General features: G+C 69.6%; 14 protein-coding genes. 6 read left to right on the top strand and 8 right to left on the bottom strand.

Annotated features, from left to right (window positions below):
* Positions 1 to 20: 20 nt before the first annotated feature.
* From OG866_RS17550 to OG866_RS17530, 5 genes are all read right to left on the bottom strand, one after another.
* Positions 21 to 1,121 carry a nucleotidyltransferase family protein gene (locus OG866_RS17550; protein ID WP_329335781.1) on the bottom strand — a complete coding sequence of 367 codons (1,101 nt, stop codon included), beginning with the start codon at positions 1,119 to 1,121 and terminating at the stop codon, positions 21 to 23.
* Between the two features lie 15 nt (positions 1,122 to 1,136).
* Positions 1,137 to 2,324, bottom strand: a complete 1,188-nt coding sequence (locus OG866_RS17545; protein ID WP_329335780.1) for a glycoside hydrolase family 113 — start codon at positions 2,322 to 2,324, stop codon at positions 1,137 to 1,139.
* Between the two features lie 56 nt (positions 2,325 to 2,380).
* The gene (locus tag OG866_RS17540; RefSeq protein WP_329335779.1) at positions 2,381 to 3,835 is read right to left on the bottom strand and encodes a glycosyltransferase family 2 protein; all 1,455 of its coding nucleotides are present in this window, start codon (positions 3,833 to 3,835) and stop codon (positions 2,381 to 2,383) included.
* 279 nt (positions 3,836 to 4,114) lie between these two features.
* On the bottom strand, positions 4,115 to 5,479 hold the full coding sequence (locus tag OG866_RS17535) for a glycoside hydrolase family 26 protein (RefSeq protein WP_329335777.1): 1,365 nt from the start codon (positions 5,477 to 5,479) through the stop codon (positions 4,115 to 4,117).
* A gap of 97 nt (positions 5,480 to 5,576) precedes the next feature.
* Positions 5,577 to 6,461, bottom strand: coding sequence for a hypothetical protein (locus OG866_RS17530; protein WP_329335775.1), 885 nt, complete (start codon positions 6,459 to 6,461; stop codon positions 5,577 to 5,579).
* A 259-nt stretch (positions 6,462 to 6,720) separates the two neighbouring features.
* On the opposite strand from OG866_RS17530, the gene rplM reads away from it, so the two are divergent.
* The 3 genes from rplM to glmM all read left to right on the top strand — a co-directional run bounded on the left by rplM (position 6,721) and on the right by glmM (position 9,292).
* The gene (rplM, locus tag OG866_RS17525; protein WP_329335774.1) at positions 6,721 to 7,164 is read left to right on the top strand and encodes a 50S ribosomal protein L13; all 444 of its coding nucleotides are present in this window, start codon (positions 6,721 to 6,723) and stop codon (positions 7,162 to 7,164) included.
* A 41-nt stretch (positions 7,165 to 7,205) separates the two neighbouring features.
* Positions 7,206 to 7,733 carry a 30S ribosomal protein S9 gene (gene rpsI / locus OG866_RS17520; RefSeq protein ID WP_319235717.1) on the top strand — a complete coding sequence of 176 codons (528 nt, stop codon included), beginning with the start codon at positions 7,206 to 7,208 and terminating at the stop codon, positions 7,731 to 7,733.
* A gap of 200 nt (positions 7,734 to 7,933) precedes the next feature.
* Complete coding sequence (gene glmM / locus OG866_RS17515) at positions 7,934 to 9,292, top strand: phosphoglucosamine mutase (RefSeq protein WP_329335772.1); 1,359 nt, start codon at positions 7,934 to 7,936, stop codon at positions 9,290 to 9,292.
* Between the two features lie 84 nt (positions 9,293 to 9,376).
* Here the strand turns inward: glmM and OG866_RS17510 are convergent, their stop codons facing one another.
* Together OG866_RS17510 and coaA are read right to left on the bottom strand one after the other, a co-directional pair.
* Positions 9,377 to 10,294 (bottom strand): DUF389 domain-containing protein, encoded by a 918-nt coding sequence (locus OG866_RS17510; RefSeq protein WP_329335771.1) that lies wholly within the window; start codon positions 10,292 to 10,294, stop codon positions 9,377 to 9,379.
* A 39-nt stretch (positions 10,295 to 10,333) separates the two neighbouring features.
* Positions 10,334 to 11,323, bottom strand: coding sequence for a type I pantothenate kinase (gene coaA, locus OG866_RS17505; protein ID WP_329335769.1), 990 nt, complete (start codon positions 11,321 to 11,323; stop codon positions 10,334 to 10,336).
* Positions 11,324 to 11,492: 169 nt separating this feature from the next.
* On the opposite strand from coaA, the gene glmS reads away from it, so the two are divergent.
* On the top strand, positions 11,493 to 13,340 hold the full coding sequence (gene glmS, locus OG866_RS17500; protein WP_329335767.1) for a glutamine--fructose-6-phosphate transaminase (isomerizing): 1,848 nt from the start codon (positions 11,493 to 11,495) through the stop codon (positions 13,338 to 13,340).
* A 19-nt stretch (positions 13,341 to 13,359) separates the two neighbouring features.
* Here the strand turns inward: glmS and OG866_RS17495 are convergent, their stop codons facing one another.
* Positions 13,360 to 14,151: a bestrophin-like domain gene (locus OG866_RS17495; RefSeq protein WP_329335766.1), complete on the bottom strand. Its 792-nt coding sequence runs from the start codon at positions 14,149 to 14,151 to the stop codon at positions 13,360 to 13,362.
* Between the two features lie 165 nt (positions 14,152 to 14,316).
* On the opposite strand from OG866_RS17495, the gene OG866_RS17490 reads away from it, so the two are divergent.
* A complete protein-coding gene (locus tag OG866_RS17490; protein ID WP_329335764.1) occupies positions 14,317 to 14,688 on the top strand; it encodes a holo-ACP synthase in 372 nt (123 codons plus the stop codon).
* Between the two features lie 20 nt (positions 14,689 to 14,708).
* Complete coding sequence (locus OG866_RS17485) at positions 14,709 to 16,142, top strand: NAD(P)H-hydrate dehydratase (RefSeq protein ID WP_329335763.1); 1,434 nt, start codon at positions 14,709 to 14,711, stop codon at positions 16,140 to 16,142.
* The last annotated feature ends 94 nt before the right edge of the window (positions 16,143 to 16,236 follow it).

Genomic DNA, 16,236 nt, shown 5'->3' with positions numbered 1-16,236 from the left:
GTCCGGTCAGGCCGGCGACTTCAGTGGACTGTCGGGCAGGCGACGGCCGTACCGCTGACCCGCACACCCTGCGCGGGGATGCGGATGCCGCACGACAGCCGCAACTGGGCGGGCAGCTCGTTCTGGGCGCCGACGTGCGAGTGGCAGCCCACGACGACCTCGCGCAGGAGTGACTCCTCGCCGATCGTGGAGTCGTGGTCCACCACGGACTCGTGGACCTGGGCGCCCTCGGAGACCGTGACGTTCGCGCCGATGATCGAGCGGTCGACGACCACGTGCGCGCCGATGACGGCGTTCGGGCCGATCGTCGAGCCGCCGGTGACGCGGGCGGTCGGGTCGATGACGGCCGTGGGGTGGATCAGCGCCTCGGACGGGCCGGCCACCAGGGGCGAGGTCGCCCTGCCGCTGACCAGGTCGGCGGAGCCGTGCACGAAGGCCAGCGGGGTGCCGAGGTCGCGCCAGTACTCCTGGGTGGTGTGGCCGAAGACCCGGCCGCCGCCGGCGACCAGCTGCGGGAAGGTCTCCTGCTCGACCGAGACCTCGCGGTCGGCGGGGACGGCGTCCAGGACGGAGCGGCGGAAGACGTAGCAGCCGGCGTTGATCTGGTCGGTGATGATCTCCGCGGCCGTCTTGGGCTTCTCCAGGAAGGAGAGCACCCTCCCGTCCTCGTCGGTGGGGACCAGGCCGAAGGCGCGCGGGTCGAGGACCCGGGTGAGGTGCAGGGTCACGTCCGCGTCCTGCGTCTCGTGCCGCTCCAGGAGGGCGCGCAGGTCGACGCCGGACAGGATGTCGCCGTTGAGGATGAGGACCGGGGCGTCCGGGTCGTGGCCGCGCAGCAGGCGGCCGGCGTTGCGGATCGCGCCGCCGGTGCCGAGGGGCACCTCCTCGACGGCGTAGGAGATCGCCAGGTCCTGGGAGAAGTCCTTGAACTCCTCCTCGAAGAGGCTGGCGAGGTAGGAGGTGGCGAACACGACGTGCTCGACGCCGGCGTCCATCAGCTTGGCTATCTGGTGCCGGATGAAGGAGGAACCCGCGACGCTGAGCAGCGGCTTGGGGGTGTGGTTGGTGAGCGGGCGCAAGCGCGTTCCCTTGCCGCCCACGAGGATGATGGCTTCCTGCATGATTGCCTCGCTCGGTCAGCTGGTGGAGTCGTCGGTCCCGGGGCCTGCGTAGTCAGAGCTGAAGCAGGTCTTGATGGCCTTCTCGGTCAAGGGGCGTCCGGCGAAGTCGAGTCGGGAGGCGGTCTTGTCGTCGGGGGCGGTGTTGGGGTCGTCGTCGAAGTGGATCGACCACCAGTAGACGCCCTGCATCTGCCGCTCCTGGACCACCTGACAGACCGCCGTGTACCAGTTGGCCTGCACCTTCTCGTTGACCGTGCGCCTGGCGTAGAAGTCGCCGGGGGCGTGGTAGGCGCCCTTCATGGCACCGATGCCGGATTCGGCGATGAGGATGTTGGGCAGCGCGCCGGTGGCCTTTCGGTCCAGCCAGTCGTTCCAGCCCTTGACGAGCGTCCCGACGGACGCGGTGTCCGCGACCTTGACCGGGAAGTAGGCGTCGACACCGAGGTGGCTGACCGGCATGTTGATGCGGCCGCGGACGTAGTTGTCCCAGTTGGCGTCGTACGAGACCTCGCCGGTGAAGCTCTTCTCGGCGGAGGACACCAGGGGCTCCCAGCCGACGTCGCCCTCCAGGGAGTTGAGCTCGGTACCGATCACGAAGGTGTTCGTCTTCGCCTCGTCGGCGGCCTTGAGGTACGGAGTGACGAGCTTCTTGTACGAGGCGAACCAGGCGGAGCGGGAGTCGGGCTCGATGTTGCCGCGCCAGCCGTTCGCCTGCTTCAGATTCCCCTCGTCCATGATCGGGCGGAGGGTGGTGCGGAAACCGGCGTCCTTGAACACCTTCAGCACGCGCTCGACGCGCTCCGGGGACGGTGTCTTGGCGCCCTTCGAGAGCACGTTGGACGTGCGGCCCTCGATGGAGAAGGGGAAGGAGATGGACACCGAGTTGGCGCCCAGGCCGATGAGGTACTTGGCGTGCTTCTCGGCCTGCTTCTCGATGAACGCGTCGGAGCGCTTGGTCTTCTCCTCTTCCCAGTAGAGCTGTACGCCCCACTGGGGCATGCCCTTCTTCCAGGGCTCGGCGACCTTGAGCGGGTCGGCGGTGGGAGAGGGAGAGGCCTTCGGGTCGGTGGTGGTGTCGGCCGGGGTACTGGATTCCGGGGCGTTGTCCAGCACGAGGGTGGGCAGCTTCGAGCCCGCCTCCCAGCGCACCGGGTGGTCGCCGAAGAGGAAGGGGGTGCCCAGCACGACGGTGAGGACGGTCACCGGAAAAATGGCAAGCAAAGGCAGTCGTGAACGCATGTCAGTGGTCTTCCTGGGGGTCAGGCGGGCTTGGCGATCACGACGAACTTGTTCTCCTCGCGCCGGACGAACTTCAGGAAGCCCTTGAAGCCACCGAGTCCCTCCATGATCGAGAAGACCGGGATGAGAGCGACCACGACGATCGGCTCCCACCACTTGCGTCGACCGCTGACCGAGGCGAGGGCGTTGAGCCGCAGCCCCTCCCAGTAGGTCCAGATCACGTAGGCGAAATTGAGGGCCCAGAGGATCGTGATGGACTGGGTCACCGGCGAGGTGTTCATGTCGTTGAAGAGCCAGCCGATGAGGAGCACGGCACCGATGTGCTGGAGCGGGCCGAGGATCCAGGTGGCCACGCAGATCGAGAGGAACCAGCGGTAGCGCAGGGGCACCGCCCGGTTGAAGCAGAGGGCGACCAGGCCCCAGGCCCAGCGGTCGCGCTGCTTGACGAAGTCCGACGCGGTGGCAGGCGAGGCGCCGTAGCAGCGGCCGTTGAACCAGTCGCTCCGACCGGGGTACTTGCGGCAGAAGGTCAGCGCGAGCCGGGCGTCCTCCACGATCTCCTTGGGGCCGAAGTCCCAGCCGATCTCGGCCTCGATGGACGCGCGTAGCACCAGCAGCTCGCCGTGCACCCCGGCGGCCGGCGTGCCCATGCCGGTCAGCGCCCGGAAGCGGGCGATGTCGTCGGCGGGGCGCACCGCGTCGGCGAGCCAGGTGAACATGTTGACCGCGTTCTCGCGGGGGTACGTGAGGATGCCCTGGGCCATGTGCTTGGCCTCGTCGGGGTGGGCACGCCGCTGCCGGTTGATGAACTGGGCGAGCGACGAAGCGGTGTCGGGGCCGACACCGGTGTCGTCGTCCATGTGCAGCACCCAGACGTACTCCAGGGCCTCACCCTCGGCGATGCGCAGCTCGTGGGCGTAGTGGTTGGCGCGGGCCTTGAAGCGGGTGCCGTTGGCCGGGACGTAGTCCTTGGGCACGGTGATCACCCGGATCAGCGGGTGGGACGCGGCGAGCCGGTCGATGGCCTCGGTGGCCTCGCAGCCCTCCTCGGTGAGGATGTCGACCCGCATGTACGGGAAGTACTCCGGCAGATGCTCGACGTACGAGAGGATCGAGCGCTCCAGCGCCGGGTAGGTGTCATGCCGCCCGATGGTCGGGCAGAGTGCGATCAGGAAGTCCTGGTCGGCGGGTGCCGGCGGAGTCATCTGATCGCTCTTGCGGACCCGTCGGCGGATCAGCAGAGCACCTTGGATGCCGACCATCACACCGGCCACCGGCAGTGACCAGACGACGGTCAGGATCCAGCTCATCAGGGACGAACTGGGTCTGTAGCTCCACAGTCCGAAGGCGGTCAGAAGCACGAAGGGCAACAGGAACGGGAGGATGCCCGGCTTCCAGGACGCAGTGCGCTTGGCAAGTTTCTGACTGTGCCGCGAATACTGCGGCACCCCCCCGTCGACCAGTGTCGATGTCATGACGGCTGCGGAACTCCTGTGAGATCGGTGGTGCGTTGAGGCAACGACGGATCTCGGCCACGGCGCGCGTGAGCGCACCACGACGTCATTGTTGTTCCGGGCCCATCCCCCTCAACGCCTTCTCTGGCGCCTCGGTCAGCTGCCGCTCAGATGCCCCCCCAGGCGCCCGGACCACTGACCGAATAGGCCACCGATCCTCGCATATGTGTCCGATACAGGGAACTCCTGTGAGGAGGATGTGTTCGAAAGTTAATCAAGTTACGTCTTGTGTGGTGACCTCTACGGGGCGTGACCGGCCCGAAGGCGGTCACCGCTGGTGATCGTCTTCGGTGATCCGTAGGTGCGTCGCACATCGGCCGCGGTGTTCTTGTGCCGGGGAGCGGAGAGGTTCTCGTAGGACAGCGCCTGGCCCCACACCGTCCACAGCACCCACGGGGTCCGGCTGAGGGTCTCCGGCTGGGCCGCGTTGAGCGGCACATGGAAGGACTCGGCCATGATCCGCGGCCTGCGGTACCGCTCCAGGCCGCGATACCAGACCTCGGTCCAGGCGCCCCCGCCGAAGGGCTTGGCCGGGGTGTCGCTGTAGTCGTCGACGCCCACCACGTCGACGTAGCGACCGCCCGGATAGTACGCGTGCGGGTCGCGCCCGTAGCCGCCGTCCCAGGAGTTCGGCGCCCAGACGAAGAGCAGGTTGTGCAGGCCGCGCCGGTGCACGAGGTGGTCGTACGTCAGCCGCCACAGCTCGTGGAAGGCGGCCGGGTCCTGGCCCGCCCACCAGAAGCCGTCGCCCGGGGCCGTGTTCATCTCGTGGTACGGCCGCAGCAGTACCGGCACTCCCTGGTCCGCGAGGTAGCCGAGGTGGTCCGCCAGGAAGTCGAGGTCGTGCAGCAGGGCCCGGTGTTCCGGACTGTCCGCGGTGATCACCCGGCGGAACCAGCCGGGGTCGTCGGCGCCGGGGGAGTTGCGGAGCTTGGTCTGTTCGAGGCTCTTGACGGGGCTGCCGGGGTAGGGCTGGTGGAAGGAGAATCCGACCAGCCCCGCCGGGTCGCCCCCGTTGTGGGGGAGCGAGACAGGGGCGCCCGAGAAGCACTCGGTGTGGGTGCCGGAGGGCCGGTAGGAGCCGTCGGCCGCCCGCGGCAGGCCCGCCCACACGCCGACGGCCAGATCCACGGCGTCCTCGACATATCCCCAGTCGCGGCGGCAGCTCGGCCAGGAGCCGTTGTAGGAGCGGGCCTGGCCCACGGCCCAGCCGGGCCGGCCATAGCCCGGGCCCAGGTCCAGCTCCACGAAGCCTGGCAGTCGCCCCGTGATGTCCCGGGCCTTCTTGTAGTAGTAGCCCGGCTGCTTGGTCCCCCGGTAATCGCCGTACTTCGGGTTGTACCGCTCGTTGTGCAGCTCCACGTGCTGGCCGATGAGCGTGCGGGAGGGGCGGCCGAGGCGGGCGTCGTTCTCCAGGCCGGCCAGGAACGCGTAGACCCGGCGGGCGGCCGGGGTGGCTTGCGGGTCGCGTTCGCGCAGGTCGGTGGGGGCGAGGCGGGGGGCCTGTGTCTCGTCCGCGTCCCAGGCCGCCCACAGGGCCAGCGGCCCCAGTACCGCGGCCGTCGCGCCGGCCCCTATCAGTCGTATCCGGCCTCGCATACGCATGCCGTGGCCCCCTCCTGCCAGAAGACCCCCCACGGTCGTGCTGATCAACGTCTGATGATCAATGACTGTGGAGGGTCTCACACGGTTTCGGCAGGCGTCACCCGGCCGCCGCTGCCGACGCCTGGGCCTGGCCGCGGCGGCGGATCTGGCGGAAGGCGAACTCGGCCAGGTCGTTGCCGATCGACTCGACCTTGGTGCTCTTCTCCGTGACGTCCTTGCCGTTGAGGAAACCGGCGGTGGTGAAGTAGGCGTAGCGGCCGTAGGAATTGGTCGTCGTACGGCACACCGCGGAGTTGCAGAAGGCCTTCACGCCGTCGCCGGCGAGCGAGGCGATGACGCTCTTGTTGTCGGCCTGGCCCTTGGCCTTCTTCGCCTGGGCCTCGGTGTCGAAGACGGCCACGCCGACCGTCACCGCGACGCCGTCCTTCATGTACGAGACCCGCATCACGCTGGTGCAGCCGTTGGCGGTGAGGATCTTGCCGAGGGTGCCGTTGGCGTTGGCGGCCGAGGCGCACTTCTTGGTGTCGGCCGTGGCGCCCTTCTTGTAGACCGTCTCGCCCATGGTCAGCTGGGTGCCCGGGAAGAGGATCTCCGCGCTCAGCGGCGCCGTGTCCTTGTTCTTGCTGGAGACGAAGTCCTTCGGGTCCAGCGGCGGCGGGGCGCTGGTCGGCGCGAAGGACGGGTCGGTCGCGGACTGGCTCGGTATGTCGGCCGTCGCGGGCAGCGAGGACGTGGTGGACGCCTCGTCGCCACCGTTGGCCGAGACCACGGCCATGGCGACGGCGGTGCCTATCGCCGCGGTGGCAAGGGCGCCGCCGACGATGAACAGCAGCTTGCGCCGCTTGTTACGGGTCTCCGACGCCTCCGCGAGCGCCGCCCAGTCCGGGGTCCGACCGTCGTCGTCGCCGTTCCACGGCTGCTGGGAATTCGGTTTCCAGGGATCCCACTGGGACTGGGGTCCCCCCTGCTGCCCAAAGCTCATGGGGCGCATCATAGAGGGGGGACGCGCGGGCCTGCCGGGCCCGCTCGTTTTGACCCGTCCGGGGTAGCCCGAGTACCCTTCCAATTTGTTATGCGTATTGGCTTGGACGTTCTGACGCCAGAAGCCCGTACGTAGGTTCCCTGGAGCAGTTACCAGTGGGCGGCATACGGGCATGGTTCCCGGCATTGTCGTCCCCAGCTGCACGATCGCTTCAAGGATGCCTGTGTCATCACCCATCCCTGAAGAAGAAGGCTGAGAAGTGCGTACGTACAGCCCTAAGCCCGGCGATGTGACTCGCCAGTGGCACGTCATTGACGCTCAGGACGTCGTCCTGGGCCGTCTGGCCACCACCGCCGCGAACCTCCTCCGTGGCAAGCACAAGCCGACCTATGCCCCGCACATGGACATGGGCGACTTCGTCATCATCATCAACGCCGACAAGGTGCACCTGTCCGGCAACAAGCGGACCCAGAAGATGGCGTACCGCCACTCCGGCTACCCGGGTGGTCTGCGTTCCGTCCGCTACGACGACCTGCTCCGTGACAACCCGGAGAAGGCCGTCGAGAAGGCCATCAAGGGCATGGTGCCCAAGAACTCCCTGGGCCGTCAGATGCTTTCGAAGCTGAAGGTCTACTCGGGCGACCAGCACCCGCACGCTGCCCAGCAGCCGGTGCCGTTCGAGATCACCCAGGTCGCGCAGTAGTTCCGGCCACCCCCTAAACAGAAAAGAATCTGAGGAGCATCGTGGCCGAGACCACCGCTGAGCAGCCGGTCGAAGAGACCGAGACCGAGCTCGTCGACATCGACAGCTACACCACCGAGTCGGACGTTCCCGTCGAGGGCGAGTACACGTCCGAGTCCATGGCGTCCCGCTTCGGCGACCCCCAGCCGGCCGCCGGCCTGGGCCGTCGCAAGAACGCCATCGCCCGCGTCCGGATCGTCCCGGGCACCGGCAAGTGGAAGATCAACGGTCGCACCCTCGAGGACTACTTCCCGAACAAGGTGCACCAGCAGGAAGTCAACGAGCCCTTCAAGGTGCTCGAGCTCGAGGGCCGCTACGACGTCATCGCCCGCATCGCGGGTGGCGGTGTCTCCGGTCAGGCCGGTGCGCTCCGTCTCGGTGTCGCCCGTGCGCTGAACGAGGCCGACGTCGACAACAACCGTGGCGCCCTCAAGAAGGCCGGCTTCCTCCGCCGCGACGACCGTGCGGTCGAGCGCAAGAAGGCCGGTCTGAAGAAGGCCCGTAAGGCTCCGCAGTACAGCAAGCGTTAAGCTTCGCTGCCCGCAGCCCGTACTCGCACTTCAGCAGTACGTCCGAACGCCCCGGCGGCACGCCACAGTGCCGCCGGGGCGTTCGTTTATCACAGCCTTGGGCGTATAACGGCACAAGACGCTCAAAGGCTTGTGTGATCGGGTGATCCTGGGTGATCTCCGAAGGTGACCTCGAAAGTGACGCTTCATCAGGAGGACAAGTGGGACGACTCTTCGGCACGGACGGCGTGCGCGGCATCGCCAACGCGGACCTGACCGCCGAGATGGCGCTCGGTCTGTCCGTCGCGGCGGCCCACGTGCTGGCCGAGGCGGGTACTTTCGAGGGCCACCGGCCGACGGCGGTGGTCGGGCGGGACCCGCGCGCGTCCGGGGAGTTCCTGGAGGCCGCCGTGGTGGCGGGCCTGGCGAGCGCCGGCGTCGACGTCCTCAAGGTCGGTGTGCTGCCGACCCCGGCCGTGGCGTACCTCACGGGCGTCCTCGGCGCCGACCTCGGCGTCATGCTCTCCGCCAGCCACAACGCGATGCCCGACAACGGCGTCAAGTTCCTCGCCCGCGGCGGGCACAAGCTCGACGACGAGCTGGAGGACCGGATCGAGTCGATCTACGAGTCCCACCGGCACGGCGAGCCCTGGGAGCGGCCCACCGGCGCCGGCGTCGGGCGGGTGCGTGAGTACAAGGAGGGCTTCGACCAGTACGTCGCCCATCTCATCGCCGTCCTCCCGAACCGGCTCGACGGGCTGAAGATCGTCCTCGACGAGGCGCACGGCGCCGCCGCGAGGGTGTCGCCGGAGGCGTTCTCCCGGGCCGGTGCCGAGATCATCACGATCGGGGCCGACCCGAACGGGCTCAACATCAACGACGGGTGCGGGTCCACGCACCTGGGGCTGCTGAAGGCCGCCGTCATCGAGCACGGGGCCGCCTTCGGCATCGCGCACGACGGAGACGCGGACCGGTGCCTCGCCGTCGACCACACCGGTGAGGAGGTCGATGGCGATCAGATCATGGCCGTGCTGGCGCTGGCCATGCGGGAGCGGTCCGCGCTGCGGGCCGACACCGTTGTCGCGACCGTGATGTCCAATCTCGGGTTCAAGCTGGCGCTTGAGCGGGAGGGACTGACGCTGGTGCAGACGGCTGTGGGGGACCGGTATGTGCTGGAGTCGATGAAGGAGCACGGGTACGCGCTCGGGGGTGAGCAGTCCGGGCACGTGATCATTCTGGATCACGCCACCACCGGGGACGGGACGCTCACCGGGCTGCTGCTCGCGGCGCGGGTCGCGGAGACCGGGCGGTCGCTGCGGGAACTCGCCGGTGTGATGGAGCGGTTGCCGCAGGTGCTGATCAATGTGCCTGATGTGGACCGGTCACGGGTCGGGAGTTCGGCGGAGCTTGCTGCTGCCGTTTCTGAGGCTGAGCGGGAACTCGGGGAGACGGGGCGGGTGTTGTTGCGGCCTTCCGGGACCGAGCCGTTGGTTCGGGTGATGGTTGAGGCGGCGGATATCGATCAGGCGCGGTCTGTGGCTGGGCGGTTGGCCGATGCGGTGAAGTCGGCGCTGGGCTAGGGCTGTCCCGGGTTGGGGGTGGGGGGTTCTGTGTGTTGCGGGCTGCGGGTTGTTCGTGGCTGGTCGCGCAGTTCCCCGCGCCCCTCAGGGGCGTCTCCAGAGCCATTTCTGGAAGAGCAGGGTAAGTGTTCCTGCCAGGACGATTCCCAGTAGGTTCAGGAGGAGTTGTTCCGTGGAGCCCCACGCCTGCTTGTACTCGCTGTAGCTGAAGGCGACCGCCGCGTTGGCGGCTGCCGGGACCGTGGTCACCGAGATGGCGACGCCCACCAGGGCGCCCGACTTGGCCGAGGTGAGGGACAGCGTGCCCGCGCAGCCGGCGAGGACCGCCACCACGAACGAGAACCAGTCCGGCCGGTAGATGAAGTTGGTGTTGGGGCGTGGCCCGTCCAGCTGCTCGGCGCTGAACAGGTGCACGCCGTCCATGAAGTAGCTGAAACCGACCGTCACCAGCATGGCCACCGCGAAGCCCACCAGCAGGGCGATCAGGGAGCGCAGCGCCAGTCGGGGGTGGCGCTGGACGATCGCCGTGCTGAAGGCGGCCAGGGGGCCGAACTCCGGTCCGACGGCCATCGCGCCGACGATCAGGATCGCGTTGTCGAGGACCACACCGCAGGCCGCGATCATGGTGGCCAGGGTGATGAAGGCGACGTAGGTGATGGAGAGCGTCGACTCCTCGTGGGTGGCGTCGGTGAGGTGCTCCCACAGGACCGCGTCCGCGCCTTCGCCGGGGGCCTCCTCCTCAGCCTTGTCCGCCCGCTTGGACAAGGACAGGTCAATGTTCTCGACGGCGATGGAACCCGACTTGTCGAGGTCCAACTCCCTCAGCGCGCCAATGAGTTCGTCGCCCGCCTCGCGGGCCACGTCGCACATCACCACGTCGCCGGCCGGGTTGCGGGCGGCGCCCGGGACCACGACCAGGTGCGTGGTGCCGACCGTCTTCTCGATCAGTCGGACCACGTCGTCGGTCTTCTCGGCCGGGGTGATCAGGCGCAGATGCAGCATGACGCCTTTCTAACAGACGCCTTTTTCCAACAGGCCGGGCTACAGCTTGCGCAGGCTCAGGCGGCGGACTTTGTGGTCCGGTCCCTTGCGGATGACGAGGGTGGCCCGGCCCCGGGTGGGGGCGATGTTCTCCACCAGGTTCGGCTTGTTGATGGTGCGCCACTGCGTGCGGGCGTAGTCCAGGGCCTCCTCCTCGGAGACCTGGGTGTACTTGCGGAAGTACGAGTTGGGGTCCTGGAAGGCCGTCTGGCGCAGCTTCTTGAAGCGGTTGAGGTACCAGCGCTCGACGTCGTCGGGGTTGGCGTCGATGTACACGCTGAAGTCGAAGTAGTCGGCGAGTCCGACGCGGGTGCGGCCGTCCTTGCCGGGGAGCGCCGGCTGGAGGACGTTGAGGCCCTCGACGATCAGGATGTCCGGGCGGCGCACCACGAGCTTCTCGTCGGGGACGATGTCGTAGATGAGGTGGGAGTAGACGGGTGCCGTGACCTCGCCCTTGCCCGCCTTGATGTCGGCGACGAACTTGGTCAGGGCCCGGCGGTCGTACGACTCGGGGAAGCCCTTCCTGGACATCAGACCGCGTGCCTGGAGCTCCTTGGTGGGCAGCAGGAAGCCGTCGGTCGTCACGCGCTCGACGCGCGGGTGCTCGGGCCAGCGGGAGAGCAGGGCCTGGAGGAGACGGGCGACGGTGGACTTGCCGCCGGCGACCGAGCCCGCGACCCCTATGACGAACGGGGTGCCGGTCTGGGTGCCCGTCTCGCCGAGGAAGGTGTTCAGGGCGCCTCTGAGGCCGTCCGTGGCACCGATGTAGAGGTTGAGGAGGCGGGAGAGCGGGAGGTAGATGTCCCGCACCTCGTCGAGGTCGATGACGTCGCCGAGGCCGCGCAGTCGCTCGACCTCCTCCGCCGTCAGGGGCAGGGGCGTCTTGTGGCGCAGCGCGCTCCACTCGGCACGGGTGAGGTCGACGTAGGGAGTCGCCTCCGGCCTGTTCCGGTGGGCGCTCCGGGAGGTCGAGGAGACCGGAGAGATCACAGTCCATTGTTAACGGAGTTTGAACGAGTTGGCGGGTGGGGTCCGTCACGCCTCGACCGAGGCTCGTACGCCCCGGCCCTTACCACCGCGTTCGTATGGCCGTGGGAATTTCCGATATCGGGCACACGGAAGGCCTTTTGGCCGGCCGATCGTGCGTAGGCTGCCGCGCATGTGCGGAATCGTGGGATACGTGGGGTCGCAGTCTGCGCTCGAGGTCGTGATGGCCGGACTGAAGCGGCTGGAGTACCGGGGGTACGACTCGGCGGGTGTCGCCGTCCTCGCCGACGGCGGGCTCGCCGCCGCGAAGAAGGCCGGGAAGCTGGTCAATCTGGAGAAGGAGCTGGTCGACCGGCCGCTGCCGACCGGCGGGACCGGGATCGGACACACCCGGTGGGCCACGCACGGCGGGCCCACGGACGCCAACGCGCATCCGCACCTCGACAACGCCGGTCGGGTCGCCGTCGTCCACAACGGGATCATCGAGAACTTCGCCGCGCTCCGGGCCGAACTGGAGGAGCGCGGCCACGATCTGGCGTCCGAGACCGACACCGAGGTCGTCGCCCATCTGCTCGCCGAGGAGTTCTCCTCCTGCGGGGACCTCGCCGAGGCGATGCGGCTGGTGTGCCGGCGCCTGGACGGGGCGTTCACGCTGGTCGCCGTGCACGCGGACGAGCCGGACGTGGTCGTGGGGGCGCGCCGGAACTCGCCGCTCGTGGTGGGCGTCGGGGAGGCCGAGGCGTTTCTCGCCTCGGACGTGGCCGCGTTCATCGCCCATACGCGCTCCGCGATCGAACTCGGGCAGGACCAGGTCGTCGAGCTGCGGCGCGACGGGGTGACGGTGACCGGCTTCGACGGCCGTCCGGCGGAGGTCAGGTCCTACCACGTGGACTGGGACGCCTCGGCCGCCGAGAAGGGCGGCTACGACTACTTCATGCTCAAGGAGATCGCCGAGCAGCCGAAGGCGGTCGCCGACACGCTCCTCGGGCGCATCGACGCGGCCGGGTCGCTGACCCTGGACGAGGTGCGGATTTCGCCGGGGGTGCTGCGGGAGATCGACAAGGTCGTCGTGGTCGCGTGCGGTACGGCCTTCCACGCGGGGCTGATCGCCAAGTACGCCATCGAGCACTGGACGCGGGTCCCCTGCGAGGTGGAGCTGGCCAGCGAGTTCCGCTACCGCGATCCGATCCTGGACCCGCGGACCCTGGTGATCGCCATCTCCCAGTCCGGCGAGACCATGGACACGCTCATGGCGCTGCGGCACGCGCGCGAGCAGGGCTCCAAGGTGCTGGCCATCTGCAACACCAACGGCTCGACGATCCCGCGCGAGTCCGACGCCGTGCTGTACACGCACGCCGGCCCGGAGGTCGCGGTCGCCTCGACCAAGGCGTTCCTGACGCAGCTGGTGGCGTGCTACCTGGTCGCCCTGTATCTGGGCCAGGTGCGGGGCACCAAGTGGGGCGACGAGATCGTCGCCGTCATCCGGGACCTGTCGAAGATCTCCGGCGAGGTCGACCGGGTCCTGGAGACGATGGAGCCGGTACGCGCGCTCGCGCGATCCCTCGCCGACAAGGACACCGTGCTGTTCCTCGGGCGGCACGTCGGCTACCCCGTGGCGCTGGAAGGCGCCCTCAAGCTCAAGGAGCTCGCCTACATGCACGCCGAGGGGTTCGCGGCGGGCGAGCTCAAGCACGGGCCGATCGCGCTGATCGAGGACGATCTGCCGGTGGTGGTGGTCGTGCCGTCGCCGCGCGGGCGGTCGGTGCTGCACGACAAGATCGTGTCCAACATCCAGGAAATCCGGGCGCGCGGGGCCCGGACCATCGTCATCGCGGAGGAGGGGGACGAGGCGGTGGTGCCGTACGCCGACCATCTGATCCGGATCCCGGCCACCCCGACGCTGCTCCAGCCGCTGGTCGCCACCGTCCCGTTGCAGGTCTTCGCGTGTGAGCTGGCGACGGCCCGGGGCAACGAGGTGGACCAGCCGCGGAACCTGGCGAAGTCGGTGACGGTGGAGTGAGTGACCCGCGGCGAGCCCGTCACCGCCAGAACTGGGCCAGTACGCCTTGTCTGAACGGTTCCGGGCTCACCGCCAGGTCCCCCGAGAACGGCCGGTCGAGGGTCAGACACAGCAGCACGCTCACCCCGATCAGCACCGCGACCGACGTCACGAACATCAGCTGGGCGCGTACGTCCCGGATGCCGTAGAGGAAGGTCAGGGGCAGCATGATGAGCGCGCCGCCGTAGACGAGGACGCTGAGCAGGACCGGGAGCTGCTGCTGGGAGTCCGAGAGACGGGTGCGGCGGGCCGAGGCGAGTGAGCCGAGCGTGGAGACGGCCTCGGAGTAGTACGCCTTCTGGGTCTCGGTGCGGGGCTCGTAGTCCTGGAACGCCTTGTACAGGCCCTTGATCTGGGGCTCGGTCAGATAGGGGTCGGGCCTGCCCTCGCGCATCAGGGGCCACTGGTCATCGACGACGGAGTGGACGTAGTCGTGCATCGCCGCGGTGATCCGCTCCCGCTCGCCGGCGGGGAAGGCGTCGGCGGTGCGCAGCACCTCTGCGGTCTGGGAGGCCTCGGCGGCGACGTTGGTGGTCGCGGCGTTGAGGCTCTCCCACTCGGCGACGACGACGAAGGCGAGGATGATGCCGTAGATCGCGGCGTACATCCCGAGCACGACGCCGATCATGTCGTTGTGCTCGCCGGTGTCCACCAGGTGCCGGAACCGCCAGCGCATCAGCGCGACACCGGCCACTCCGATGAGCAGGGCGCTGCCCACGAGCAGGGTGGCCAGGGCGGTGGTGGTGAAGTTGTTGAGCAGCCGGACTTCCACAGGTGCCGATCTTTTCTCGAGAGGGGGAGACCGTCGCAGTCTGTGGTGATCGTGGTTCCAACTCCGCGTGGACACACGGGAATCGGGCCTGGTGCATCACTTCGTGTGGAGCGGGGCCGGGGCGGTGGGCGTTGCGCGGGTGGGGTCTTCCGTAGGGTGCTCGGCATGAGCATCATCGGGGTCGGTATCGACGTGGCGGAGATCGAGCGGTTCGCGGTGTCGCTGGAGCGCACGCCCGGGATGGCGCAGCGGCTGTTCGTGGAGAGCGAGTTGTTCCTGCCGAGCGGGGAACGGCGGGGTGTGGCCTCCCTCGCCGCCCGCTTCGCCGCGAAGGAGGCCCTGGCCAAGGCGCTGGGGGCGCCCGCCGGGCTGCTGTGGACCGATGCCGAGGTGTACGTCGAGGACAGTGGGCAGCCCCGGCTGCGGGTCTCGGGGAGTGTCGCCGCCCGGGCGGCCGAACTCGGTGTGCGGTCCTGGCATGTGTCGCTCAGTCACGATGCCGGTGTCGCCTCGGCGGTTGTGGTGGCGGAGGGGTAGCAGCGGGGAGACTCCTCTCCATGCGTACTGCTTACAGCGTGGAGACGGTCAGGGCCGCCGAGCGGGAGCTCATGGCACGGTTGCCGGAGGGCACGCTCATGCAGCGGGCCGCCGCCGGGCTGGCCGCCGCCTGCGCCGATCTGCTGGGCCGGGTGTACGGGCGGCGGGTCGTGCTGCTCGTCGGCAGCGGGGACAACGGGGGCGACGCGCTGTACGCCGGGGCCCGGCTCGCCCGGCGGGGGGCCGGGGTCGCCGCCGTGCTGCTCGCGCCGGAGCGGGCCCATGCCGGCGGGCTGGCCGCGCTGCGGCGGGCCGGGGGTGGCGTCGTCGAAGCCGACGCCGCGGAGGGCGTGATCTCGCGGGCCGACCTGGTTCTCGACGGCATCGTCGGGATCGGGGGCAAGGGCGGGCTCCGGCCGGACGCGGCCCGGCTGGCCGCCGTCACCGAGCGGTCCCGTGCCGCCGTCGTCGCCGTCGATCTGCCGAGCGGGGTCGACGCCGACACCGGCGAGGTGCACGGCAGCGCCGTACGCGCCGACCTCACCGTCACCTTCGGGACGCACAAGCCGGGGCTGCTGATCGATCCCGCGCGGGAGTACGCCGGGTCGGTGCGGCTGGTCGACATCGGCCTTGAGCTGCCGGCCGGCGCCGAGCTGGAGGCCCTGCACCATGCCGACGTCGCGGCGCTGCTGCCCGCGCCCACCGGCGAGAGCGACAAGTACCGGCGGGGTGTCGTCGGGATCGCCGCCGGGTCGGCCCGTTACCCCGGGGCGGCGGTGCTGGCCGTCGCCGGGGCGCTGCGCGGCGGGGCCGGAGCGGTGCGGTACGTGGGGCCCGCCGGGGACGCGGTGATCGCCCGTTTCCCCGAGACGCTCGTCTCCGCGGGGGGACCGAAGCAGGCCGGGCGGGTGCAGGCCTGGGTCGTGGGACCCGGCGCCGGGGACGACGCCTCCGCCGTGGAGGAGGTGCTGTCGGCCGATGTGCCGGTACTGATCGACGCGGACGGCCTGCGGCTGGCCGGGCGGGACGCCGTACGCCGACGGAGCGCGCCCACCCTCATGACGCCGCACGCCGGGGAGGCCGCCGCGCTGCTCGGGGTGGAGCGCGGGCAGGTCGAGGGGGCCCGGCTGGCCTCGGCGCGGGAGCTTGCCGCGCGGTACTCCGCGACCGTGCTGCTCAAGGGGTCGACCACGCTCGTCGCCGATGCCGCCGGCGGTGCCGTGCGCGTGAATCCGACCGGGACGGCCTGGCTGGCCACCGCGGGCAGCGGGGACGTGCTGTCAGGCCTCGCGGGGTCACTGCTGGCGGCCGGCCTCGGGGCACTGGACGCCGGGAGCGCGGCGGCGTATCTGCACGGACTGGCCGGACGGTACGCGGCGGACGGGGCTCCGGTGGGGGCGCGTGATGTGGCGGAGGCGATTCCGGGGGCGTGGCGGGATGTGCGGGGCGGGTGACGGTCGCGTTGACGGGCTGCGGCCGGGGGGGGGGGGGGGAGGGGCGGCGACCCGGAGTGCGGGGGTGTGGCGGCGTGTCGACATGGGCTGGCCG

The organism is Streptomyces sp. NBC_00663 (assembly GCF_036226885.1).
In the GTDB taxonomy this organism is placed as follows: Bacteria; Actinomycetota; Actinomycetes; order Streptomycetales; family Streptomycetaceae; genus Streptomyces.
Note: the sequence above shows the minus strand (reverse complement) of the source record. Positions and strands in the feature narration are given on the sequence as shown.